The sequence below is a fragment of the Pseudomonas putida genome (assembly GCF_003228315.1).
Lineage (GTDB): Bacteria > Pseudomonadota > Gammaproteobacteria > Pseudomonadales > Pseudomonadaceae > Aquipseudomonas > Aquipseudomonas putida_S.
The window spans coordinates 236435-261001 of the sequence record NZ_CP029693.1; the positions used below are offsets into that span (position 1 = coordinate 236435).

21 protein-coding genes are annotated in these 24567 nt (G+C 61.7%); 1 reads left to right on the forward strand and 20 read right to left on the reverse strand.

Annotated features, from left to right (window positions below; translation table 11 throughout):
• Positions 1 to 34: 34 nt before the first annotated feature.
• From DKY63_RS01140 to rfaH, 10 genes are all read right to left on the reverse strand, one after another.
• Positions 35 to 970: a glycosyltransferase family 2 protein gene (locus DKY63_RS01140; protein ID WP_110962400.1), complete on the reverse strand. Its 936-nt coding sequence runs from the start codon at positions 968 to 970 to the stop codon at positions 35 to 37.
• The gene (locus tag DKY63_RS01145; protein ID WP_110962401.1) at positions 964 to 2304 is read right to left on the reverse strand and encodes an O-antigen ligase family protein; all 1341 of its coding nucleotides are present in this window, start codon (positions 2302 to 2304) and stop codon (positions 964 to 966) included. Before DKY63_RS01145 ends, DKY63_RS01140 begins: the two co-directional genes overlap by 7 nt.
• Entirely contained in the window at positions 2301 to 3413 is a 1113-nt protein-coding gene (locus DKY63_RS01150; RefSeq protein ID WP_110962402.1) for a glycosyltransferase, read from the reverse strand. Before DKY63_RS01150 ends, DKY63_RS01145 begins: the two co-directional genes overlap by 4 nt.
• Positions 3410 to 5218: a WecB/TagA/CpsF family glycosyltransferase gene (locus tag DKY63_RS32485; RefSeq protein ID WP_239499362.1), complete on the reverse strand. Its 1809-nt coding sequence runs from the start codon at positions 5216 to 5218 to the stop codon at positions 3410 to 3412. Before DKY63_RS32485 ends, DKY63_RS01150 begins: the two co-directional genes overlap by 4 nt.
• Positions 5219 to 5233: 15 nt before the next feature.
• Positions 5234 to 6565 (reverse strand): UDP-glucose dehydrogenase family protein, encoded by a 1332-nt coding sequence (locus tag DKY63_RS01165; protein WP_110962403.1) that lies wholly within the window; start codon positions 6563 to 6565, stop codon positions 5234 to 5236.
• A 47-nt stretch (positions 6566 to 6612) separates the two neighbouring features.
• Complete coding sequence (locus DKY63_RS01170; RefSeq protein WP_239499363.1) at positions 6613 to 8004, reverse strand: undecaprenyl-phosphate glucose phosphotransferase; 1392 nt, start codon at positions 8002 to 8004, stop codon at positions 6613 to 6615.
• A gap of 106 nt (positions 8005 to 8110) precedes the next feature.
• A complete protein-coding gene (locus DKY63_RS01175; protein WP_110962405.1) occupies positions 8111 to 10423 on the reverse strand; it encodes a GumC family protein in 2313 nt (770 codons plus the stop codon).
• 2 nt (positions 10424 to 10425) lie between these two features.
• Positions 10426 to 10959: a polysaccharide biosynthesis/export family protein gene (locus DKY63_RS01180; protein ID WP_110962406.1), complete on the reverse strand. Its 534-nt coding sequence runs from the start codon at positions 10957 to 10959 to the stop codon at positions 10426 to 10428.
• 11 nt (positions 10960 to 10970) lie between these two features.
• On the reverse strand, positions 10971 to 12095 hold the full coding sequence (locus DKY63_RS01185; RefSeq protein WP_239499364.1) for an outer membrane beta-barrel protein: 1125 nt from the start codon (positions 12093 to 12095) through the stop codon (positions 10971 to 10973).
• Between the two features lie 151 nt (positions 12096 to 12246).
• Positions 12247 to 12789, reverse strand: a complete 543-nt coding sequence (gene rfaH, locus DKY63_RS01190; RefSeq protein WP_110962408.1) for a transcription/translation regulatory transformer protein RfaH — start codon at positions 12787 to 12789, stop codon at positions 12247 to 12249.
• An 808-nt stretch (positions 12790 to 13597) separates the two neighbouring features.
• Between rfaH and DKY63_RS01195 the strand changes: the two genes are divergently transcribed.
• Positions 13598 to 14560 carry an NAD-dependent epimerase gene (locus DKY63_RS01195; RefSeq protein ID WP_110962409.1) on the forward strand — a complete coding sequence of 321 codons (963 nt, stop codon included), beginning with the start codon at positions 13598 to 13600 and terminating at the stop codon, positions 14558 to 14560.
• A 56-nt stretch (positions 14561 to 14616) separates the two neighbouring features.
• On the opposite strand, the gene DKY63_RS01200 is transcribed toward DKY63_RS01195, so the two are convergent.
• The 10 genes from DKY63_RS01200 to DKY63_RS01250 all read right to left on the reverse strand — a co-directional run bounded on the left by DKY63_RS01200 (position 14617) and on the right by DKY63_RS01250 (position 24555).
• Positions 14617 to 15453: an ABC transporter ATP-binding protein gene (locus DKY63_RS01200; protein WP_110962410.1), complete on the reverse strand. Its 837-nt coding sequence runs from the start codon at positions 15451 to 15453 to the stop codon at positions 14617 to 14619.
• Positions 15441 to 16244, reverse strand: coding sequence for an ABC transporter permease (locus DKY63_RS01205; RefSeq protein WP_110962411.1), 804 nt, complete (start codon positions 16242 to 16244; stop codon positions 15441 to 15443). The genes DKY63_RS01200 and DKY63_RS01205 overlap by 13 nt, the downstream gene beginning before the upstream one ends.
• Positions 16245 to 16254: 10 nt before the next feature.
• The gene (locus DKY63_RS01210) at positions 16255 to 17241 is read right to left on the reverse strand and encodes an ABC transporter substrate-binding protein (RefSeq protein WP_110962412.1); all 987 of its coding nucleotides are present in this window, start codon (positions 17239 to 17241) and stop codon (positions 16255 to 16257) included.
• 384 nt (positions 17242 to 17625) lie between these two features.
• Positions 17626 to 18909: an NAD(P)/FAD-dependent oxidoreductase gene (locus tag DKY63_RS01215; RefSeq protein WP_110962413.1), complete on the reverse strand. Its 1284-nt coding sequence runs from the start codon at positions 18907 to 18909 to the stop codon at positions 17626 to 17628.
• 146 nt (positions 18910 to 19055) lie between these two features.
• Positions 19056 to 20420, reverse strand: coding sequence for a glutamine synthetase family protein (locus DKY63_RS01225; protein WP_110962415.1), 1365 nt, complete (start codon positions 20418 to 20420; stop codon positions 19056 to 19058).
• A gap of 393 nt (positions 20421 to 20813) precedes the next feature.
• On the reverse strand, positions 20814 to 22172 hold the full coding sequence (gene chrA / locus DKY63_RS01230; RefSeq protein ID WP_110962416.1) for a chromate efflux transporter: 1359 nt from the start codon (positions 22170 to 22172) through the stop codon (positions 20814 to 20816).
• Between the two features lie 44 nt (positions 22173 to 22216).
• Positions 22217 to 22705, reverse strand: a complete 489-nt coding sequence (gene moaE, locus DKY63_RS01235; RefSeq protein WP_110962417.1) for a molybdopterin synthase catalytic subunit MoaE — start codon at positions 22703 to 22705, stop codon at positions 22217 to 22219.
• A gap of 3 nt (positions 22706 to 22708) precedes the next feature.
• Positions 22709 to 22960 carry a MoaD/ThiS family protein gene (locus tag DKY63_RS01240; protein WP_110962418.1) on the reverse strand — a complete coding sequence of 84 codons (252 nt, stop codon included), beginning with the start codon at positions 22958 to 22960 and terminating at the stop codon, positions 22709 to 22711.
• Positions 22957 to 23463 carry a cyclic pyranopterin monophosphate synthase MoaC gene (gene moaC / locus DKY63_RS01245; protein WP_110962419.1) on the reverse strand — a complete coding sequence of 169 codons (507 nt, stop codon included), beginning with the start codon at positions 23461 to 23463 and terminating at the stop codon, positions 22957 to 22959. Before moaC ends, DKY63_RS01240 begins: the two co-directional genes overlap by 4 nt.
• 204 nt (positions 23464 to 23667) lie before the next feature.
• On the reverse strand, positions 23668 to 24555 hold the full coding sequence (locus DKY63_RS01250) for a LysR family transcriptional regulator (protein ID WP_110962420.1): 888 nt from the start codon (positions 24553 to 24555) through the stop codon (positions 23668 to 23670).
• Positions 24556 to 24567: the final 12 nt, after the last annotated feature.

Here is a 24567-nt window from a genome sequence, read left to right on the forward strand (position 1 = left end):
ATCCGGCGAGTCCTTCGGGAATGAAACGGTCGAATCACGAAGCCTTGAGCAGCGTCCTGAACCGCGCATAGAGGTAGCGCAGGGTCGGTTTGCCATGGAAGAAAATCAGGGTCTGCCAGGAGTGGCCGAGCATCTGCCCGAACACCTTGATCACCTGCGCATGATCGCCACGCCGTGAAAAGGCATTGAGGAATTCGGCATGGTTGGCCAGCACGAAATGAATGCGCTGCTGCCGGGTCAAACGTTCGCCGTAGCGGGCCAGGTACAGCTCGATGAATTTGACTTTGTAGGGGTAGTACTTCTGCGGTTGCGCGGTGATGTTGCCGTCGGCCACGGCGCGCCTGAGCAGAATCTGCGGCACGGTATGGATCTCCCAACTCTCGGCGATCCGGGTCCAGAGCAGACGGTCCTCGGCGAAGCGCAGGGATTGATCGAAACCGCCCAGCGCGCAGACCACCTCGCGCACCACCAGCACGCCGGACGTGCCGTTGATGACGTTCTCGCGGATGAAATCGGCAAAGTGATTGCCATCTTTGCGCCGCTCTTCCAGCTGCTGCCGGCCGTCGCTGAACACACTCATCTGGTAGCAATCGATCAGACCCACCGCGTGGCCCCGGGCGGTCAGGCGGTCATACAGCGCCAGCTGTTTTTCCAGCTTCTGCGGATGCCATTGATCATCGGCATCGAGGAACGCAATGAAGGTTTCCTCGGCGGCAAAGATACCCCGGTTGCGCGCGCAGGCGGGGCCCTGGTTGGCTTGCTGCAACAGGGTCAGTCGAAAGGGCGCGGCAAAGTCCCTGACCCGCTGCGCACAGTCGTCGCTGGAGCCGTCGTCGATCACGATCACCCGATCCGGCTGGCGGGTTTGCAGGGTCAGGGAGGCCAGGGTTTTTTCAATGGTGCTGGCGGCGTTGTACATCGGAATGACCACGCACACCGACGCCGGCGCAGAAGGCTTGTGTCTCAGCATGGGCTTTTCTCCTTGGGTACGACCCTGGCGGTTGCGCCGGTGAAGACATTGCGTTGCGTCGGCGTTTGCGACCCCGCGCGTTGGCTGGCAACACCGACCCTGGCGTGCTGATGCCGGAAGGACAGGGCCAGGATGCAGAACACCAGGAACTCGGCGGAGCGGTAGTTGGGGATCACATACGCCACGTAATTGGTGACGACGAACAGACCGATGATCACCAGGGCACTGGCGCGGTACTGCGCCGACTGGTTCGCCGTCACCGCGCGGTATTGCTTGACCAGCGCTTCGCCCAGCATCAACCCCAGCGCCGTCAGTTGCACCACGCCGCCGTTGAGCAGGGTTTCCATGTAGCCGCTGTGGGCGTTGCCGATGTAGCCCCAACGGGCAATGAACCCGTCGGCATCGGTGCTGGACCAGAAGGCGCCGAAGCCGTAGCCCCGAAGCATCTGGGCATCGATGAAGGGGCTCAGCAGCTCCCAGATCTGCATGCGGTCGGTGAGTGTCGGATCACGCCCCAGCATTTCCAGCAGCAACGTGTAGTTGCCGTAGAGAAACGCGCAGATCAGCCCGTACAGCACCGTGGCGGCAAAGAACGCCAGCACTGAGCGGTTGATGCGCAGGCGGATCATCGTCAGGAAATACCAGTAGCTCGCCGCGCCTGCGCAAATCAGCGCCAGTCCGGTGGCGGACTGCGCCAGCCCGATGGCCACCAGCGAGCACAAGGCGCTGAACATCGCCCAGGGATTGCGCCGGCGGATCATCGGCAGCAACAACACGATGGCGATGGCGTTGATCCGCGCGCCGGCGTTTTTTTCCGGGAAGATGCCCTTGAACGCACCGTCGCGAATGCCCCCGGAAATGAAGGCGATGTCCGGCAGGATCACGGCACAGATCAGCCCGATGAACGCGGCGACGCCGATGGTGCAGCCGAGCACGAAGCTGATTTTTTCCAGGCTGTAGTTGTAGGCGATGTAGCCACCAAAAAACACCACGCTCATCAACGCGACAAAGCGCTTGAGGCTGAGCATCGGGTCCTGGGACCAGCTGATCGACGCGGCGACGCACAGCACGAACAGCAGGAAAAAGGCGTTCTGCCGGTAGAAGGTCTTGCTCAGGAAGACTTTGTGGCGGATGAAGAAAAACAGCGGCACCAGCAAGGTGATCAGCCCGCAGACCTGATTAACCAGGTTGCCCTCCAGGTCACGCTGGGCGTCATCCAGGCTCGATGCGCCGCCCAGTCCGCTGAAAAAAGCGATCACCTGCATGTAAAACAGCACGCCGAACAAGGCGAACAGATCGCGCAGCGTGTTGTACCGGACGGGCAGTGAGTTCATGGCTGCGGACTCCCGAGCAAGGCGTGCAGATAGGTCTTCACTGCCCGCGCATTCATGAAGCGGGCGGCGGCGTCGATGCGTGCCTGGCGCCGTGTATCGATCGGCGCGCCGAGCTGATCACTGATCGCCAGCGCCAGCGCCCCGGGGTCATCCACCGGCACCAGCGGTGCGACTGCGCCATCCTGCAGAATGTCCTGCGGACCATGGGGGCAGCGAGTGGCAACCACCGGGGTGCCGGTGGCCAGGGCTTCGACCAGTGCGTTCGGGCTGCCTTCGAAGCGCGACGAGAGCACAAAACAGTCGGCCGCCGCGACTTGCGCCATAGGATCGCCGGTAAAGCCCGGTAGGTCGACCCGATCGGCGACGGCCAGCGCGCGGGCCTGATCGAGCAAGCGTTCCCTGAGCGTGCCTTCACCGAAGATGATCAAGCGCGTGGTGCGATCCGGCAGCCGGGCGAAGGCATCGATCAGCGTGTCAAAACCCTTCTGCTGGGCCAGGCGTCCCACGGCAACCACCACCGGTGTGGTTTTGTTCTTGAGCCACGGATGCTCGGGCATCGACGGAGGGCGGTCGTGGAAGTCGTTGTCCAGCACCGGGTTGTCGGCCACCGTGACATCGCGCTGGCGGGCGATGGTGGTTTGCACCAGATCCTCGGCCACCCCCCGTGACACGCAGATCACCGGGTTGGGGATCAGCCGGTACAGCAGCGGCGCCAGCTCGTAGGCCAGTCGTACCCGCAGTGACGGGTTGACATGCTTGTCATGGGAAAACGCGTTGCGCTCACTCACATGCAGGCGCGACAGGGTGCCGGACAGCGCGGCGGCGGCAATCGCGATCACGTTGACGTGGGTGAGGGCGGCCAGCTGCGCATCGAAGCGATTGCGCCGCAGAAATCGCGCCAGCGCCGGCACGGCATTCGCGCTGCGCCCGCTTTGCAGTTCGACCTGCCTGACGCGAGGGTCCAGGCTCCCGGCATGCACACCGCCACCGGTGAGCATCAACAGCGTCACCTCGACGCCCGCATCGGCCATGGCACCGGCCAGGCGCGCCATCATCTTCTCGGCACCGCCCGCGCTCAGGTCATGCAGGATGATCAGCAGCTTCTTCATAGGTTCCATACCTGGTAGTAGGCCTGGGCGGCCTGACGACTGCCGTACTGGCGAACCGTTTCTTCGGCGATGCGGCCGGCCGGCATACCCGGACCCTCCGGAGTGAGGCTGTGCAGCAGTCCTTCTGCCAGCGCGGCTACATCATTGACTTTCACCAGCCGCCCGAGCCGGCCGTGGTCGAGCAGCTCCCGGGGGCCGCTGCCACAATCGCAGGCCAGTGTCGGGGTGCCCAGGGCCAGGGCTTCGATCAGCACAGTGGGCAGGCCTTCGTGGAAAGAGCTCAGGATCAGCAGCCGGGCGTGGCGGATCAGCGGGTAGGGATTGCTCAGGAAACCGGTGAAATGCACGCGCCCGGCGATGCCCAGGCGTTGCGCCTGTTCGGTCAGCGCGGCGTGCTCCGGGCCGTCGCCGGCAATCACCAGATCCGGCAACGACTGTTTGCCCGCCAAGGCCATGGCGTAGGCATCGAGCAACAGATGGAAGCCCTTGGGCTGCACCAATCGCCCCACGCCCAGCCAGTAGCTGGCGGGTATCCCTGCGGGCAAGGGCGCCTGGGCGGCACTGAGCATGGCGTCGGTAATCACCGCGTTGGGGCAGTAACGGACACGTTGGCGACCCCAGGGCATCAGTTCGGCCAGGCCCTGACGCAGGCCGTTGGACACCGCCACGACCTTGCCGCTGCCGCACAGGTACAGCGCGTAGAGCAGGCGCAGGCTGGCGGGCCCGGTTTTCTGCTCGGCGCAGTCGAGGGCGGCGTGGCGGGCGTAGATGACCTTGCACTGACAACCCAGGGTGGCGAACCAGGTGCACAGATTGGCCTGTTCCTTGGCGGCGATCAGGTGGGTTACACCTTCGCGACGAATGATCCGGCGCAGCAACAGGATGGACCGCAGCAACCCTGTCAGGCCCTGGCCCGCGCCCCGGTAAACCGTCGCGCCTTCCTGCTGCGGCGTATCGCCGTTCATGACAAAAAAGCCGACCTCGCGACCTTCGCGCAAAAATTGCCCCGCCAGGCGCTGCTGCACGCCTTCGACGCCACCGCCGGGGGTGAAGTCCTTGAGAATGAACAGGATTTTCATGCTCGCTTCCCGGCCCTCGGCGCGCAGCAAGTCAACCGCCACCTTGCGCCGGACGAACAGGGAGCACAGTCGCAAGAAGTTGCTCGGGTAGTTGAACAGGTAGCGCCTGATCGTGTGCGGCTCGCGGTACATGCGGTAGAACGCGCGCAGATGCAGGCGGTTGATGATCTCGGGGTAGTAGTTGAGGGTGGCCGTGGCTTGCTGGCGAATGAAACCGCCGCAGGTGAAGGCCACCCCGGCATATCCCAGATTCATGCCCTGCTCGACGAACTGTTCCTGCAAGCCGGCGCCCAGCCCGGTGATCAGGATGTCCGTCCCGCTGTCGCGGATGTCGGCATGAATATCCCGTGCCTGAACCTCATCGAAGTAGCCGTTGTGCGAGCCGGCGATTTTCAGGTGTGGATAGCGGTGGCGGATCTTCAGCAGGAACAGGTCCAGTTCCACTTGCCGGGCGCCGACGAAGTACACACCCAGGCCCTGTTGTTCGGCGGTGCGCAGCACCGGATCGGCAATCGAGGTGAAGTCGAAACTGACCCGCTGCACCGGCTGCCCGGTCATGCGTGACATGAAGGTCGACAGGAGCATGCCATCGCAGAAGTAGTTGATGCTGTTGTCCTCCGGGGCGTCGAGAAGACTGCCAATCGAGGCGAAATTGATGAAGGAAAACGCCTGGTTGGTCTTGAGCAGGTCGGGGCTGAACTGCTCGACCAGTTTTAGCCTGATCATTGCCTGACTCCTTGATCAAAGTGTCTGTCGGCCTACGGAGTAGTAGGTGAAGCCGCGACTTTTCAGGCGCTGGGGATCGAACAGATTGCGCCCGTCAAAAATCACCGGCTGCTGCAGGCGCTCGGCGAGCAACTCGAAATCCGGGGCGCGGAACGATTGCCATTCGGTGGCGATGATCAGCGCGTCGGCGTTTTTCAAGGCCGCTTCCTTGGTACCGGTCAGCATCAGGTCATCGCGCGCACCGTAGATACGCTGGGCTTCCTCCATGGCCTTGGGGTCAAAGGCCTGGACGCTCGCGCCGGCTTTCCACAGGGCTTCCATCAACACCCGGCTGGGGGCTTCGCGCATGTCGTCGGTATTGGGCTTGAAGCTCAGGCCCCACAGGGCAAAGGTCTTGCCCCGCAGCGCGCCGTCGAAGTGCTCGAACACCTTTTTGAACAGCGTGTGTTTCTGTTCGTTGTTACGCGTCTCGACCGCCTTGAGCACACGGGCATCGAAGTCGACGCCGTCGGCGATGCGGATCAGCGCCTGCACATCCTTGGGAAAGCACGAGCCGCCATAACCGAGCCCCGGATAGATGAACTGGTAGCCGATGCGCGGGTCGGAGCCGATGCCATGGCGCACCATCTCGATGTCGGCCCCGAGTTTTTCCGCGAGGTTGGCCATTTCGTTCATGAAGCTGATCTTGGTCGCCAGCATGCAGTTGGCGGCGTACTTGGTCAGTTCGGCGCTGCGGGCGTCCATGACGACGATTTTTTCCCGGTTGCGATTGAACGGCTCGTACAGCTCGCGCATCACCGCCTCGGCGTCGGGGCTGTCGGTGCCGATGATGATCCGGTCCGGGCGCATGCAGTCTTCGACCGCGCAACCTTCCTTGAGGAATTCCGGGTTGGACACCACATCGAACGTCAGCCCGCTGCGACCGGTATCGGCCAGCACCTGAGAGATATGCGCGCGCACCCGGTCGGCGGTCCCGACCGGCACGGTGGATTTGTCGACGATGATCTGGTGGCGCTGCATGTGCCGGGCGATGGTGTCCGCCACACTCAACACGTATTGCAGGTCAGCCGAGCCGTCTTCATCCGGTGGCGTGCCGACGGCGATCAGCTGCAATTGAGCGTGGTGCACGGCGGCAACCAGGTCGGTGTCGAATTGTAGCCTTCCGCTCTGGTAGTTCTCCCGTACCAGGCTTTTCAGGCCCGGTTCGTAGATCGGCAACGTGCCGTCCCGCAGCGCCTGTACCTTGCCGGCGTCGACATCCACACACAGCACGTTGTGGCCTGCTTCCGCCAGCGCCGCCCCCTGTACCAGGCCGACATAGCCAATTCCGAATACGCTCACATTCATCAGGAAAATCTCCGGGCATCACGGGGTCGATCCACGTCGCCAAGGCGTCAGTAGATGTCTTTGGAAAACAGGGTGAAGGGCGTCTTGACCAGGATCTTGATGTCCAGCCACAGCGACCACTGGTTGATGTAGTTGAGGTCCTGGGCGACGCGCAGCTGCATTTTTTCCACGGTCTCGGTTTCGCCCCGGTGCCCGGTGATTTGCGCCAGGCCCGTGATGCCGGGCTTGAGCCGATGGCGGGCCATGTAGGCGCGGACCTTGCCGGTGTAATAGAGGTTGTGGGTCACCGCGTGAGGGCGCGGTCCGACCAGGGCCATCTGGCCGAAGAGCACGTTGAACAGCTGCGGCAATTCGTCGATCGAGGAGCGGCGCAGGAAGCGCCCGAGCGGGGTGACGCGGTCATCGTCGCGGGTGGCCTGGCGCACCAGCTGGTCGTCGTGCACGCGCATCGAGCGGAATTTCCAGACCTTGATGATCTGCCCGTCGTGACCGTGGCGATTCTGCTTGAACAGCACGGGGCCGGGAGAGGTGACCTTGACGGCAATCGCCACGCCCAGCAGCAGCGGGCTGAGAATCAGCAGGGCCAGCGCCGCCAGGCTGCGTTCGAGCAGGTCCTTGCACAGCAGGCTGCCGGGGTGCGAACTGATCAGGCTTTCGTTGAGGTAGATCGCCGGCATGCGTTCGATTTCGGAGATCGACTGGTTGAGCAGCACCATGCTGCCCAAGTCCGGGATCCACACCACGTCGACGTTCATGTCCAGCAAGTCGATGTACAGGGCTTCGATGAGCTCGGCCTGGGCCATCGGCAGGACGATGTAGACGCGACGCACGTCCTGCTGCGCGATAATGTCGCGGATCTCGGCCACCCGACCGAGCAACGGCAGGACGCTGGGGGCCGGGCCCGTCAGGTCCTGGGTGGCGACAAAACCCAGGACCCGCGCATGTTCCGGCTTGATGAGCTTTCTGGCCAGCTCATCGGCGGTCGGGCAGGTGCCGATGATGATCGAGCGACGCTGGTTGCACAGCTTGCGCGCATGGATTCTGGCCAGATAGTGCAGTGGCAGGAAGCTCGCCGCCTGCACCACGAAACCCATGATTGCCCAGACGATGATCACCTGGCGGGAGAACAGCACGCTGGTCTGGGTGATGAAGGCGATGGCCATCAGTACCGCGAGCAGGATCAGCCAGCCGGCGAGCAAGCGCCCCAGGCCGTTCAACAGGCCATGGCGCTTGTGATAGACCTGCATGGCGCTGTAGATCGGCATTGCACCGAGCACGGTCAGCGTCATCAGCAAGCGATATTCGCTGGTCAGGTTGCCGACCCGCCAATACACCAGCAGCATCAGCAACAGGTTGATCAGCACCATCGCGCACAGCCACTGCCCCCAGAACATCAGCCCTCGGCGGTTTTCCATTTGTTGGGTTATTTGCGGTGTCATGGGCTCAATCTCTAAACAAGAGGGCATGCGCCGGCAGGGGAGTACTGCCGGCGGGTATCGGTTCGAGTGAGGTCAAGCGTTGGCAGACAGTGCCGCTCTCCGGGGATTACCGGGAGGCGAACTCGTAGTTATGGAACGTCTGTGAATGGCTGTAGCCGTATTTGCGCGCCTTGCGCAGGTCGACCTGATTGAGCACCACCCCGAACACCGGCGCGTGGCTTTGTTGCAGCATGGCGAGGTGTTTTTGCACCTGGCCCACCGGCGTGCTGTCGGCCTTGACCACATAGATCACCGCGTCCGAATGCTGGGCCAGCAACAGCGCATCGCTGACCATTTCCGCCGGAGGCGAATCGATGATGATGTGCCGGTAGCGTGCCTTGAGCACGTCGAGCATGCGCGCCAGGCGCGGCGAGCTGAGCAGGTCCTGGGGCGGCGGCTGGCGCAGCGGATCGCTCTGGGCCAGCGGCGATGTCAGGCGCGGTGAGCTGAACAGATCCTGATCGGGGGTAGGGAAGCTGCCGGCGGTCAACATATCGAGGTTGCCCACGGTGCGGATGCAATCTTCCAGGCGCGCGGTGCCGGCAATCACGTTGGCCAGCCCCGGGGTGTCGGGCGGGAAGTCGAAGTTCAGCGAGAGAGTGGGCTGGCGCATGTCGGCATCGATCAGCAGCACGCGCTCCAGCGGCGTGAGCGAACTGGCGAGGTTGTTGGCGATGGTGCTCTTGCCTTCTTCGGGGAGGGTCGAGGTCACCAGCACCACCTGCGACGGTGCCTCGTTTTCCTGCAGCATCAACCAGGTGCGCAGGTTGCGAATGGTCTCGGAGAAGTGCGGGTTGTCGTTGTCGTCGAACAGGCGCGCCAGTTGCCGCCGGCTCTTCTTCGCCACCAGCGGCACCACGCTGAGCAGCGGTATGTTGAGGGTGCTTTCAATGGTTTCGTCGGTCTTGAAGGTGTTGTTCAGGGCGTCGAACAGGAAGGCCAGCGCCACGCCGATCACCGCGGCCACCAGGGCGACAATCGCCACGATCAGGGTTTTGCGCGGCTTGCTCGGATCCACCGGCACGATGGCTGGGTCGACGATCCGCGCCTTGGTCGAGTCCATGTCGGACGTCGCCGCGGTTTCCTTGAGCCGGGTGATCACGGTTTCATACAGCGCCCGGCTGCTGTCGACCTCCCGTTGGTATTCGCGCAGCTGGAATTCCTTGCGCGAGATGTCCTGTATCTGTGCCTTGTTGGTGTTGAAGGATTTGCGCAGCGCGTCTTCGCTGGCCACCGCCAGCTGGTACTGGTGCTCGATCCCGGCAATCACCTGCCGGACCTGAATGCGCAGGCTTTCGGTGGCGGTGCGCAGTTCCGAGCGGGCAGAGATCATGGCCGGGTGCTTGGGACCATAGCGCCCCGAGAGTTCCTCGACCTTGGCCTGGGCCTTGGCCAGTTCGGCCTGGAATTGCTGCACCAGCGGGTTGCTCAACACGGCGGGGACACTGGACAGCCGGCTCAGGTCGCCATTGCCCAAGCCTTGTACCTGACGGTATTGGCTTTCGGCTTCGGCGCGGTCGCGGCGGGCGTCGATCATGCGATTGCCGGTCATTTGCAGTTCGTTGGCGCTGATGGTCGAGACGCCGTCGACGTCCACCAGCCCTTGTTCTTCACGGTAGGCCTGCAGTTTGTCCTCGGCCTTGCGCAGGTTGTCGCGCAGCTCGACCAGGCGGGTGTTCATCCAGCTGGTGGTGGTTTGCGCGGACTTCTGGCTGGTATCGAACTGACTGTCGAGAAAACCCTGGGCCAGCGCATTGGCAGCGGCGGCCGCCAGTTGCGGGTCAGGCAGCTCCACTTCGATCTCGATCAACTGGCTCTTGCCGACGAACTTGACGCTGGTGCGCTTCATGAAGTCCTGGGTGACCAGGTTGAACACGTCCTCTTCCGTGGGCGCGGTCTCGATCGGCGTCAGGAAGCCCAGACCGGGTAACCATTGGCCGGCATTGAGGTCCGCCAGCCACTGGCGCGGTTTGAACCAGGATTGCGGTTGCTGGCGCGGATCGGTCAGCGGGTTGGTGGTCAGCTTGAGCTTGCGCACCGCCCGTTCCGCCAGGTCCCGCGATTGCAGGAGTGCCAGCTGGGTCTGCAGATAGTCGGGCGTTGGCCCGCCCTTGTCGGTCGTCTGCTGAAAGTTCAGCGGCGGCGGGGCGGTGTCCTTGATCAGTATCGTGGTACTGCCGATGTACTGCGGGGTGATGCTCGACACCACGGCTACGGCCAGCGCACTGCACAGCAGCACGCACCAGCCGATGTTCCATTTGGCACGCCAGATCACTCTCCAGAGCTTGAGCAGGTCAATGGTGTCCTTTTCTTCGTTGTGCTGCACGGGTGCAAGCGCTTGAAGCGGACGTTCGACGTAGGTGCTAGGGCTGTTGTCCATGATTAGAAAAAGCCTTGTGCAATGGAAATGGTGTCACCGGGAGAAATCACGGTGCTGCGGGTGACGCTGTCGGTCAGTGTCTGGCCGCCATCGCCGCGCACGATGGTCACGCGCTTGATCGAGGCGCGCTCGGTCAGGCCGCCACCCAGGGCGATGGCCTTGTCCAGGGTGAGCCCCGGCACGAAGGGATAGCTGCCTGGTTTCTGTACTTCGCCGTTGATGTAGAAGGCGCGGTATTCGATCTGGCTCAGGCTGACTTTGGGATCGACCAGGTAACCCTGCTTGAGCCCGTCGACGATGATTTTTTCAACCTGGTTGGGGGTCAGGCCCTTGGCGGAAATTTCCCCGAGAAAGGGATAGGAAAAGGTCCCCGCGTCATTGAGGCGGATCCGTTTCAGACTCAGCTCCGGTTCGCCGAACACGGTGATGCGCAAAACGTCGCCGGCCGCCAGTTTGTATTGGGTACCCGGATCGCCGGCGTGGGAAACAGGGGACAGACACAGCATGAGCAAGAGGCCGGGAATACGCGTATTCATGGAAAATCTCCTCAGAGACTGATGTCGAAGCTGACCTGGAACACGTTGCGTTCGTAGCTTTGGTTATCGGCATCGGAGTTGTTGTCGCGGTAGCGATAACCCACTTCGATGTCCATCCAGCGGCGCATCGCATAAATCACCCCCAGATGGTATTCACGCAGATCGTCAGTGCGGCTCTGGCCCTCGTAGACGTTGCGTCCCGCACCGATTTGCGCAACGGAGGTGATGCGTTCGGTCCAGCCGTGTCGCCAGCCGACCTGGGTAAAGGTGGTCTTGACGGCATCGGAACCATCGTCACCTTCGGCCAGGGCCTGGCGGGCCAGAAAGGTGAAGGTCGAGTAGGTGCGCGGCTTCCATTGCAGGTCCACCTGCCAGGTCGGGTTGTTCAGATCCTTGGATTGGCTTGAATCGAAATTCTTGTGCTCATAACCCACCCGCACCTTGCCGGTGGTGCGCGCGGTGAGGTCCCATTCGGCGCCCGCGAGCACGGCATCGGACTTGCTGCTGCGGGTACTGTTGCTTTGCAGGTAGTCGAAGATCTTGTGGTCGTATTCCACCAGGCCCCGGGTGTTGCTGCCGATGCGGTGGTACCAGGTGGTGTTCAGGGCGGTGGTGTTGCGCTCCTTGTCGTCGTTGACGCCACCGGAGTTGTCGTAGCGAAGTTCCGCATAGTTGGCACCGAACTCAAGCTGGTTGGCGGCACTTCGGGCGCCATAGGTATAGACACCGTTGACCTGACTGTTCTGGATCTTGTCATTCTCGCCGGGAACCGCCGTGTCGGTGGTTCGCTCGTACTTGCGCCATTCCCCTTCGAGTTCCAGACGATGCCGGTCGGTGAACTCCATGATGCTCGCCAGTTGCACACGCTGTGCGGTGTTAGAGGCGTCCGGCTCATCGTGGTAGATGTTTCGGGTCGGTTGCCAGATCAGGCGAGTTGCACTGTTGCGGTCCTCGGCCTTGAGCTCGAAGGAGGGCGCAATACGCGTGACCATCGACGACTGCACATTGTGCTCAAGCTCGCGGAAGTTATCGTCATAGGCTTCCGAGAAAAACAGCGTCGGAGTGAAGTTGAAGCCATAGATATCAATGTTCTGAGGATCAAGGCACCAGGCATATCCAGGGTATAGCGTGGCCATAATAAGCACGAAGGGGTTGCAGGGTTTTATGGCCATATCTTTGCTCCTGGGGAATGGGTGCGCAGGTGCGGCAATCGTCACCTGGTCACGAACAGTGCAAGACTGGAATATAGATATAAGATCGAGTTTTAAGACCTTCGAAAGTCCACGCTTAGAGTGTTCTGGCAGCAAAGTTATTATTGTTTTGTTGAAGCGCAAGATCCCGCAGCGGTACACAGACACACTGTTCCCGGTTCAGGAATTGAAGTAATAACATCACCCGCTCCGCACCCAGTTTGGACAAAAATACCCCTTCCAGAGGCGATAGAGGCCCACGGGTTATTTGCAGAGTCTGGCCCGGTTCAAGCGCCTGGATATCGGTCGACTCGCAGGTGAGACAGCGCAATTGCAGTTGCTCTATCACGTCATCGGCCACGATGGCCGGCCCGCGATTGAATTCAACGAAGCGACTGACTCCGCGGGTCGAGCGTATCGGCCCCCAGTTGTCATCCTGGCTCAAGCGAATGAACAGGTAGCCCGGAAACAGCGATTCGCAAACCCTTTGCGGTTTGCCGCGAATCAGCCGGGTTGTAGCGAGTTGCGGGCGGAAGCTGTCGTAGTTCTGGCGCAACAGGTTGATTTGTGCCCGGTCATCCTGACGCGGTTTGCACTGGAGCAGGTACCAACTAGAGCCATCGGTGCTGTTAGTTAGCATGCTTACAAACTCCGAACTTAGCGAAAGTTAAAGCGCCGTGAACCGCTCTGGTATCCGGACGCCCTCAGGCTTGCTAGGCAGTGTTGGAGATGTGTACCCGGCGTAATTATTTTTATTGGGTAAAGTGTGTATCAATAATGAAGCACTTTACGCCTGGGTCTTGACCGGGACGCCCATCGTCACAAGACGGATTAGTACGCGCCGGCCGTTTTTCAATAAGACTGATATAAGACCTAGGACTGATAGTCGCCGGGCATCTAGCCAAATGAACTAGAGCAGTTGTCGACGTATTTGTTCAGGTCAAAGCTACCGCACGGTCCGTGCATTCGGGCCTTTAACTCGATAGCTACATTAGTGTTTCCCTTGGATCGGCGAACGCCGACTAGTGCTCCGATGGTGACCTGTTTTTGCCAGGCCGGACATAGTTATCTGCCACTCTGCATGGCCTGTCAAACTTTGATAGTCAAATTAGATGCCATTTATCCAGAAGTTACGGCGCGGTCTGGCAAGCGATTGTTTTGATGCATGAAATTTTTTTCATCGATTAAATTAAACTTTTTTCGATCCCAGAAGTCGCCTGGCCAATGTCTGCGAGTAAATGACGTCAATATGCCGTCACTGTATATTTGTACCGATGTAATTAGAATGCAATGTCATTAACTAACAGGATAAGCGGATGTGGCTCTGTTGAATACACAGGGCTATAAGTTATTGCCTCAACCCCAGGCTGAACGATGGAGTTCTCCATGAAGACGACCGTGCAAGGCATCCGAATCACAAGTCGACTGGGTTCAACGGGGGCTGCCCGATGACGGTCCTGGTCACCGGCGCTGCCGGATTCATCGGCTTTCACACCGCCAGACGCTTGTGCGAGGACGGCCATGAAGTGGTCGGCATCGACAACCTCAACGACTACTACGACCCAAGGCTCAAGCAGGCACGGCTTGAGGTGCTGGCGTCCGTGCCCGGCTTTCGCTTCGAGAAAATGGACATCGTCGACAAGCCGGCCTTGATGGACCTGTTCCGCGAGCAGGGCTTCAGTGAGGTAGTTCATTTGGCCGCCCAGGCCGGTGTGCGTTATTCGCTGGACAGCCCCGATGTCTACGGGCAATCGAATCTGGTGGGTTTCCTCAATGTGCTCGAAGCCTGTCGACACTATCGACCCGAACATCTGATCTATGCCTCAAGCAGCTCGGTGTATGGCACCAACAACAAAATGCCATTCAGCACTGAGGATCCAGTCGAGCACCCGGTGTCCCTGTATGCCGCCACCAAGCGCGCCAATGAACTTCTGGCCGACAGCTACTGCCACCTGTACGGCATCAAGGCCAGTGGCTTGCGCTTCTTCACCGTCTACGGGCCCTGGGGCCGACCCGACATGGCGCTGTTCAAATTCACCGACGCGATGCTCAAGGACCTGCCGATCGATCTCTTCAACCAGGGCGAAATGGCGCGGGATTTCACCTACATCGACGACATCGTCGAAAGCATTGCCCGCTTGCGTACACGTGCACCCGATGAAGGTCGCAACCGTCTGTTCAATATCGGTCATGGCCAGCCCGTGGCGCTGATGGATTTCGTCGAGTGCCTGGAGTCGGCATTGGGCCGGCGCGCGCGGCGTAATTTCCTGCCGATGCAGGCGGGGGATGTGGTCAAGACCTGGGCCGACACCCGTGCGTTGCAAGCGTGGATCGACTTCAGCCCCCAGGTCGGTGTCGAGACCGGGGTGAGGCAGTTCGTGGAGTGGTATCGCGGTTTTTATCAGGTCTGAGTTGGTGCTGTGCAGGAGCTGCCGACGACGGCTCCTGCACGGTACTGGCCGCTAACTCAATGCGCTTCCTCCAACTCGTCATGCAGCAGCCCGAAGATGTTGCGCTTCATCTCGATAAACGAACGCTCCATGACCATGTCCAGGCTGCGTGGACGTTCGATCGGCACGTCGAGAATCTGCTTGATCCGGCCCGGCCGCGCACCCATCACGTACACGCGGTCGCCCAGCAGGATGGCCTCGTCGATATCGTGGGTCACGAACAACACGGTCTTCTTGCTGTTGCCCCAGACCCGCAACAGCAACTGTTGCATCTGCAAGCGGGTCTGGCTGTCGAGGGCGCCGAAGGGTTCGTCCATCAACAGGATTTGCGGGTCGTTGGCCAGTGCGCGGGCGATGGCCACGCGCTGCATCATGCCGCCGGACAACTGCTTGGCGTAGTTATCGGCGAAGGCACTGAGGCCGACTTCGTTGACGTAATAGTCGACGATGTCCTTGCGCTGCGGTGCCGACATGCCGCGTCGCTTGAGTCCGAATTCGACGTTCTGGCGCACGGTCAGCCAGGGGAACAGGGTGTAGCTCTGGAACACCATGCCGCGATCCGCGCCCGGCCCTTGCACCTGCTGGCCGCCGACATAGATCTCGCCCGAGGTGGGCTCGGCCAGGCCGGCGGTGAGGTACAAAAGACTCGACTTGCCGCAGCCCGAGGGGCCGACCAGCACCGCGAACTGCTGGTCCGGCACCTCGAAAGACACTTGTTCCAGCGCGGTGAAGGTGCTGCCGTCGGGTTTCTGGTAGCGCAGGCTGACCTTGTCGACTTGCAGCCGTGGCGCAGCCTGTATTGGGGTCACGGCGGCGGTGACGAGTCGATGATTGCTAGCGGTTACTGAGCCCATGCGGTGATCCTCAGGCGTAGGAAGCGGAACAGTTGATCGGTGACCAGGCCCAGCAGGCCGATGATCGCAATGGCCAGGAAAATCACATCCACCTGGAAGCCGCGCATGGCCTTGAGGCTCAGGTAACCCAGGCCGCTGGAGGCTGCCACCAGTTCGGCGACCACCAGGTAAGTCCAGGCCCAGCCCATGGTCACGCGCAGGGTGTCGAGCACACCGGGCAACGAGGCCGGGGCAATCACATGCAGCACCGCGTCGCAACGGCTGGAGCCCAGGGTGTAGGAGGCGTTGACCAGATCCTTGGAAATGCCCTTGGACACGTCGGCGATCATCACCAGTTGCTGGAAGAACACGCCGAAGATAATCACCGACACCCGTTGTTCCAGGCCGATGCCGATCCACAGGATGAACAGTGGCACGAACGAGGTGACCGGCAGGTAGCGGATGAAGTTGACCATCGGTTCGAGGAACGCCTGGACGATGCGGAAGCTGCCCATCAGCAGACCCAGCGGCACCGCCACCAGCGACGACACGACAAAGCCCACCATCACCACTTCCAGGCTGGCCCAAACGTGCGTGCCGAGCGTGCCGTCACGGGCCAGGCGCGCAGCCGCCTCCAGTACGGCACCGGGTGTAGGCAGGAACATCGCCGGTACCAGGCCGCCATAGGACAGGCCGGCCCACAGGCCGACCAACAGGATCCACGCCAGGCCGCTGGCGCTCCAGATCACCGACACCGGCAGCCCGGTCTTGGGCGTGACGCAGCGGCTGACCCACGAATTTCGCTTGAACATGGCGGGTCTCCTAGAGCGGGCTGACGAAGCGGTTGTCGACCAGATCGTCATTGCTGACGTTGTACGGTTTGCCCTGAAGTTCACTGGCGGTCTCGTTGGCCAGTTTGATCAGTTCCGCGCTGTCGCCGGGCTTGCCCACGGAGCCCAGCAACTGCTCGCTCATGGCCTGGTCGTAGAAGCGCACACCCTTGGCCGCGGCCGCCAGCTCCTTGGGATCGGACAGGTATCCGCCCACGCCTTTGGCCATGATTTCGTAGGCCTTTTCCGGATGGTCCTTGGTGTACTGCACCGCCTTGTACAGGCCGGCCACCAGGGCCTTGACGTCCTCTGGCTGTTTTTCGATGACCGTGCAGTTGAGCGCCACCACGTCGACGATCACCGCCGGCGTGCTGCTGCTGTCGATCAGCACCTTGCCTTGTTGCTTGTCGCGCACCATCGACAGATGCGGTTCCCAGGTGACGGCGGCGGGCACGCGACCGGCGATGAACGCGGTGGCGGCGTCGTCGGCCGTCATGTTCTGCACGGTAATGTCGCTCATGCTCATGCCGTTCTTCTTCAGCAGATACGACAGCCAGAACTGCGACGTCGAACCTTCGTTGACCGCAACGGCCTTGCCCTTGAGCTCCTGCAGGCTCTTGACGTCCTTGCCCACCAGCACGCCGTCGCCGCCATGGCTGTCATCCAGTGCCGCGACGGCCTTGAAGCAGAATTGCGGGCGGTATTTGAGCACTTCATCAATGGTCGAGGCCGACCCCGACAGTTGACCCGAAGCCTGGGCCGCCATGTACATCGAGGCCTCTTCGACCACTGGCAATTCGACGGTCAGGCCGTTCTCCTTGAAGTAGCCCAGGTCCTGGGCGAGGTAGAGGGTGCCGTAGCCGACCCACGTGGTATGGCCGATGGACAAGGTGCCGGCCTGGGCACTGCCGGCGACGGTTGCGGCCAGGGCGGTGACCGCCAACGGAAGAGTTAAACGGGTAAGCAAGGACTTGGTCATGTTGCACTCCCAGAACGATGGTTTTTTTTGTTCGTACATGTCGGGGCAGTGGGCAGGGCGCCCGAGAAAGCGGAGGTCGTGGGGTCTCTGCCGGACCCTTTGCCTCTGTCAACGGCAGGGATGTTGGCTGATGTCTCGGGGCAGGAAAACCAGTAAATATGTCGTTACTGACTAGGAAAAAAGTGGCTTGTGCTTTGGCTGGTGGTCCGGGGGCTTTGCAGGAGCTGTCGTGCGCAGCGAGGCTGCGCCTGCAGAGGTGGTGTGGCTTGGTGCTCAACCCTGTAGGAGCGAGCCTGCTCGCGATAGCGGTGTGTCATTCGGCAAAAATGTTGGCTGACATGGCCTCATCGCGAGCAGGCTCGCTCCTACAGTGGGCATAGGGAATCAGCGCAGTCGTTCAAGCATCTGGTAGTACCACATGCCCGCCGCCAGCATCGGGTTGCCGAGCAGGTCGCCCATGGGCACGCGGATGTGCTGGCAGGCGGCGAAGGTGTCGAACTGCTGCAGTTGCCCGGTGATCGCCCGGCCCATGATTTCGCCCATGATGTGGGTGGTGGCGATGCCGTGGCCGGAGTAGCCCTGGCAGTACCAGACGTTGTCCGACAGCTTGCCCAGTTGCGGAATGCGGTTGATGACGATGCCCATCGCGCAGCTCCACTGGTAGTCGATGGCCACGCCCTTGAGTGCCGGGAACGTGCGCTCGATGCACGGGCGCAGTTCGGCGGCGATGTCCCGCGAATCCTTGCCGCTGTAGTTGGCGCCACCGCCGAACAGCAGGCGGCCGTCGGCGGTCAGGCGGTAGTAATCGAGCACGAAGCGGCAGTCATACACCGCCAGGTCTTCGGGGTTGATCTCTTTCGCCAGATCCCCCAGCGGCGCAGTGGTGACGATGCCGCCCATGGCCGGGAAGATCTTGCCCTTGAGCTGGCCGGGTTCGAGCTTGTGGTAGACGTCGCCGGCCAGCAGCACCTGGTTGGCGTCGATGCGGCCGTGGGCAGTGCGCACTCCGGGCGTCGGACCATGAATGATCTCCAGCACTTCGCTGTTTTCAAAAATCAGCGCCCCGAGGCTTTCCGCCGCCCGCGCTTCGCCGATGCACAGGTTCAACGGATGCAGGTGCATGTTGCGGGTGTTCTTGATCGCGCCGTGGTAGAGGTCGCTTTGCAACAGGTCGCGTACCTCACTGCGGTCGAGCAGGCTGACTTCATCGCCCATGCCACGGCGCACCGCTTCCTCGTAATCCTTGCGCAGGCCGTCCATGTGGCTCGGCTTGTAGGCCGCATGCAGATGCCCGTGCTTGAGGTCGCAGGCGATGCCGTATTTTTCCACGCGCTGCTTGATGATCTGGTGCCCGCGCCAGCGCAAGTGCCAGATGAAATCGTCCACCTCATCGCCGAGGGTACGACGCATCTGCTTGCGCATCGCTTCATCGCCCGAGAGGCTGCCGGTGACCTGGCCACCGTTGCGCCCGGTGGCGCCCCAGCCGATCTTGTGGCTTTCGACGATGGCGACCTTCAGGCCTTTTTCCGAAAGCTCCACGGCCGTGGCGACGCCGGTGAAACCGCCGCCGATGATCACCACGTCAACCCGGTGCTGGCCTTGCAGGGTGGGGTAGTCGGTTTCCTGGTTGAGGGTGGCGGTGTAGTAGGAGTTGGTGCGTTGGGTCATGAAAAAATATCCAGGCAAAAAAAGTGGAACCTTGTAGGAGCGAGCCTGCTCGCGATAGCGGTGTGTCATTCACCAAAAATGTTGGCTGATATGACCTCATCGCGAGCAGGCTCGCTCCTACAGGGAATTGCGTGTATCCAACTGGCTTACGCCTCCGTCAGATACCACCGCCAATCCTGCTCACCCACTTCAGCCATGAACTGCCGATACTCGGCGCGCTTGACCGCCAGATACACCCCCAGAAATTCCTGCCCTAACGCATCCCGCGCCCACGCCGAATTCTCCAGCGCCGTCAGCGAAGTCAGCCAGTCGGTTGGCAGCAATTGCTTGGCCTGCGCATAGCCGTTGCCTTGCACCGGTTCACCCGGATCCAGGTCTTCGCGAATGCCGCGATGAATGCCCGCCAGGATCGCCGCTGCCGCCAGATAGGGGTTGGCATCGGCGCCGCAGATGCGGTGTTCGATGTGTCGGGTATGGGCCGGGCCGCCCGGCACGCGCAGGCTGACGGTGCGGTTGTCGACGCCCCAGGTCGGTGCCAGCGGCGCATAGCTGTTGGCCTGGAAGCGCCGGTAGGAGTTGGCATTGGGGCAGAACAGCAGCAGCGAATCGAGCAAGGATTCGAGCATGCCGCCGATGGCCGTGCGCAGCAGCGGGGTGCCCGCCGGGTCCTCGGATGCGAACAGGTTGCGGCCTTCGGCATCGGCGATGCTCACGTGCATGTGCATGCCGGTGCCCGCCAGATGATCGAAAGGTTTGGCCATGAACGTGGCCTGCATGCCGTGCTTGTGAGCGACGGCTTTGACCAGGCGTTTGTAGCGCACCGCCTGGTCCATCGCCTGCAAGGCATCGCCGTGTTCCAGGGTGATTTCCACCTGCCCGGGGGCATATTCGGAGATCGCTGTGCGCGCTGGAATATCGTGGAGTTTGCAGGCGGCATAGAGGTCGGCGAGGAACGGTTCGATCTGTTCCAGCTCGCGCAAACCGTAGACTTGGGTGTGTCGCGGTCGGCCACCGTCGGCATCCAGCGCCGGTTGCGGGCGACCGTTCTGATCACGCTTGGCATCGAGCAGATAGAACTCCAGCTCGCAGGCCATCACCGGGTAATAACCCTCGGCTTTCAGATCGTCGATGACCTTGATCAGCAGGTGGCGCGGGTCGGCAATGCTCGCCGGCATGCCTTCTTGCGGGTGCATGCTGACCTGCACGGCGGCGGTCGGAATCTGCCGCCACGGCATGCGCACCAGGCTGCCTTCCAGCGGGTAGGCACGGCAGTCGATATCGCCCACGTCCCAGACCAGCCCCGAGTTCTCGACGTCTTCGCCTTGTACGGTCAGGCCGAGGATGGTACTGGGCAGCGGCCGCCCGCTTTCGTACACCGCCAGCAGTTCTTCGCGGTGCAGCAGTTTGCCGCGCGGTACGCCGTTGGCATCGAGAATGAACAGCTCGAACATCTCGATGTCCGGGTTGTTGGCGAGAAAGTTTTGCGCATCTTCAAGGGCTGCGAATTTCATGGTTCGTCACTCACGTTGGCGCCCCGCGGGCGCACGGATTCAGGCCAGGACACGACGACGGATACAGGTCCGGTGCGTGCTGACAGCGATAGCGAAAAGGGCAGGGGCTCGCGCCGTTGTAAACGGACTCAGGCGAGCAGGCAGCTATCCGGCGGGCGTGCGGAGTGACGCAGTTTTGAGCGGCTCAGGGCCATGGGCAGGTTGACGATTCGGTTCATGAGGCAATGCCGTCCAAGGCCTGCTGCGAGGCGGCCTGAAGCGAGACGTGATGCTCTGACGGTGCGTTACGCATGACTCATGTTTCCAGAGGCGGAAATCGTCGGAGGCCGTTGGCCGGCCATCCGTGGGTGTCTGGATACTAGGGGTGAAAGGGGGTGCGTGTAAATGTTTGTTTCATCGCACAAGGAACACAGCGAGTCCGATCAGGCCACAACCGATCAGCACCTCGATCACCCCACGCTTGAACCGCAGCAGTGCCACGGCAGCGGCGAGGGCGATCAGCAGGGAAGGCCAGTCCAGCCGGCCGCTGAAGCCTTGGGGCCAGAGCACGTGGTAGGCGAAGAAGCACGCCAGATTGAGAATCACACCAACCACCGCCGCCGTAATGGCGGTCAATGGCGCGGTGAATTTGAGCTCGTTGTGGGTCGATTCCACCAAGGGTCCGCCGGCCAGGATGAACAGAAACGAGGGCAGGAATGTGAACCAGGTCACCAGTGTCGCGGCCACGGCGCCGGCGACAAAGGCCTGGTCCGCGCCGAACACCTGATGCACATAACCACCGATGAAACCGACGAAGGCGACGACCATGATCAAGGGGCCAGGTGTGGTTTCGCCGAGCGCCAGGCCGTCGATCATCTGCGTCGGTGTGAGCCAGCCGTAGTGGCCGACCGCGCCCTGGTACACGTACGGCAACACGGCGTAGGCGCCACCGAAAGTCAGCAAGGCCGCCTTGGTGAAGAACCAGCCCATCTGGGTCAGCGTGCCTTGCCAGTCGAACAGTGCAGTGAGCAGGGCCATGGGCAGCGTCCACAACAGAGCGCCGATCAACATCAGGCGCAGCAACTTTGCGCCACTGAATCGGGCGTGGGCCGGTGTGGGGGTGTCGTCATCGATCAGCGCCGGGCCAAAGCTTTTGTTCGCCGCACTGTGTCCGCCAATGCTGAATTTTTCCGGTGCCAGTCGCCCGCCGAAATAACCGGTCAGCGCCGCGCCCAGCACGATCAGCGGGAAGGGCACGTTGAGTACGAAGATGGCCACGAACGCCGCCCCGGCGATTCCCCATAGCCAGCCATTCTTCAGGGCGCGGGAACCGATCCGGTGCGCGGCCTGCACCACGATGGCCGTCACCGCCGGCTTGATCCCGTAGAAAAGCCCGGCCACCGCCGGCACTTCACCGAAGGCGATGTACACCCACGACAGCGCGATCAGGATGAACAGCGACGGCAACACGAACAGCGCGCCGGCGATCACGCCGCCCCAGGTGCGGTGCATCAGCCAGCCGATGTAGGTGGCCAGTTGCTGGGCCTCGGGACCGGGCAGCAACATGCAGTAGTTGAGGGCGTGGAGGAAGCGCCGCTCGGAAATCCAGCGCCGACGCTCGACCAATTCCTGATGCATGATCGAGATCTGGCCGGCCGGCCCGCCGAAACTGATGAAGCCGAGCTTGAGCCAGAAGCGCAGGGCTTCGCGCAGGCTGATGGGTTGGGGCTTTGCGGGCTCGTCTTTCCGTTTCGGGGCAGGCGTGAGGCTCAAGGGTCGTTTCCCTGTGTCGAGGCGCTTTGAGCCTGTGACTGTAGCTAGGCGGGAGGCGCTTGCACAGGCGATTGTTGATCGGCCACCCGCCAGCGTTCGACGGCGGTCCGATCGCTGTCACGGGCATCGACCCAGCGCGAACCCTGCGCGCCATCCTCGCGCTTCCAGAACGGCGCATCGGTCTTGAGGTAATCCATGATGAACGCGCAGGCGTCGAAAGCCGCTTGCCGATGCTGGCTGCTCACGCCCACGAAGACGATCGGGTCGGTGACCGACAACTGGCCGATTCGGTGCACGATCACGACCTCGTTCAGCGGCCAGCGGGCCTGGGCGTTGTCGATGATTTTTTCCAGCGAGCGCTCGGTCATGCCGGGGTAGTGTTCCAGAAACAGACTGCTCACGAACTCGCCCTGATTGATGTCCCGCACGTAGCCGACAAAACTGACCACGGCACCCACCGCCGGATCATTGGCCCGCAGGCTGTCGATCAACTGCCCGGCATCGAACGCTTTGTATTGCACGCGAACCGTCATGCCTCAACCCCCGGTGACCGGTGGGAAAAAGGCGATCTCGTCGAAGTCCTCGATCGCCCGATCGGTGTGGCACAGCTCCTGGTTCAGCGCGCACATCAGGTTGTTCTCGCCCAGCACCTCGGACCATTTTTCACCACGGGCCATCAGCAGCCGGCGCACGTCTTCGATGGTCCTGAGGTCGTCGTTCAGGGGTAGTCTTTCACCGCCCAGGCTGAGCTGCTCGCGGTAGCGGGCGAAGTAGTTGATCAGGATCATTGGGCGTCCTCGAAGGTGAAGTGGCCCGAGCGACCACCTTGTTTGCTGAGCAGGCGGATGTCGTCGATGACCATGCCGCGGTCCACCGCCTTGCACATGTCATACAGAGTCAGGGCGGCCACGCTGACGGCGGTCAGGGCTTCCAGTTCGACACCGGTCTGGCCTTCGACGCGGCAGGTGGCGACGATTTTCACGCTGTCCGGCGGGCAGGCCTTGAGTTCGACGCGGATCGAACTGAGCAGCAGGGTGTGGCACAGCGGGATCAGCTCGCTGGTTTTCTTCGCCGCCATGATCCCGGCGATGCGCGCCACGGCGAACACATCGCCCTTGGGGTGGCCGTCGCCCTGGATCAGCGCCAGGGTTTGCGGGCGCATGCGCACCCAGGCCTGGGCTTGCGCCTCACGTTGGGTCGCTTGCTTGTCGCTGACATCGACCATGTTGGCGTGACCCTGGCTGTCGAGGTGGGTCAAGCCAGTGGGGGGTATATCCGAAGGGGTTGTCACGGGTTACTCCTGCGCCTGTCAGCGCGGTGATCGTGTGGAGGCATCATGCCGGGCTGAAGTTGCGCAGTGCAGTGCAGCGCTGAATCAAGTTCAGGCTATGGGTAACTTATTAGTGCGTCCAATCACTTGTTCCGATGTGCCGATTGGTGATGTCTATTGCGATGTTCGAAGTTGTCGTTTTTATATTTAATTAATCAACGAACATTATTTCTGAGTAAATAAAAGTTTGGCTTCGGCGAAGCATTTTTCGGCAATCGCCGAACGCGGTTCGGTCTTGCGCATCACCAGGCCCAGGGGCGCGAGCACACTGGCATCCGGCAGGTCGATGAACGCCAGGTGTTCGATGGGCTCTTCCAGGCCGCTGTCCAGCGGCATGATCGCGCAGCAAAAGCCTTCGTGGATGGCCTGGAGCAACTGGTAAGTCGAGTCGCTTTCCATGATCGGCTGCGGGTTCAGCCCACGGCTGCGGAAGCTCAGGTCGATGGATTTGCGGTAGTGCATGCCCGTGCTGAGCATGCCCAGGGGCAGTTCGGCGGCGTCTTCCCAGCTCATTTCAGTGCCGTCGAAATGGAAGTGGCGGGTGTCGTAGAGCAGGCCGACGCGGGTCTCGCCGATCTCGAAGCACTCGAAGTAGTTGGGGTTGACGTGATCCAGGTAGCACACGCCCAGGTCCAGTTGATTGTTGCCCAGGCTTTCGATGATCTGGTCGGAACTCAGGGATGACAGGCTGAACTTGAGTTCGGGGAAGCTGTGGGACAGGCCCTTGATGTAGCTGACCGGGTTGAAGCTGCTCAGCGGCACCAGGCCCAGTCGCAGGTGACCTACCAGTTGACCCCGGCACGCCGCGGCTTCGGCGAACAGCCCGTCATGGGCGGCCAGCAGGGTCTTGGCCCAGGCCAGCACCCGTTCTCCGGCCTGGGTGAACCCTTCGAAACGCTGGCCACGGGTGACCAGTTCCAGGTCCAGTTCATCCTCCAGGTTGCGCAGGCGCATCGACAGGGTCGGCTGGGTAATGTGGCAGCGCGCGGCGGCCTGGCCGAAATGACGGGTCTGCTCGAGGGCGATCAGGAACTTGAGTTGTTTGATGTCCATGACGGCACCTGC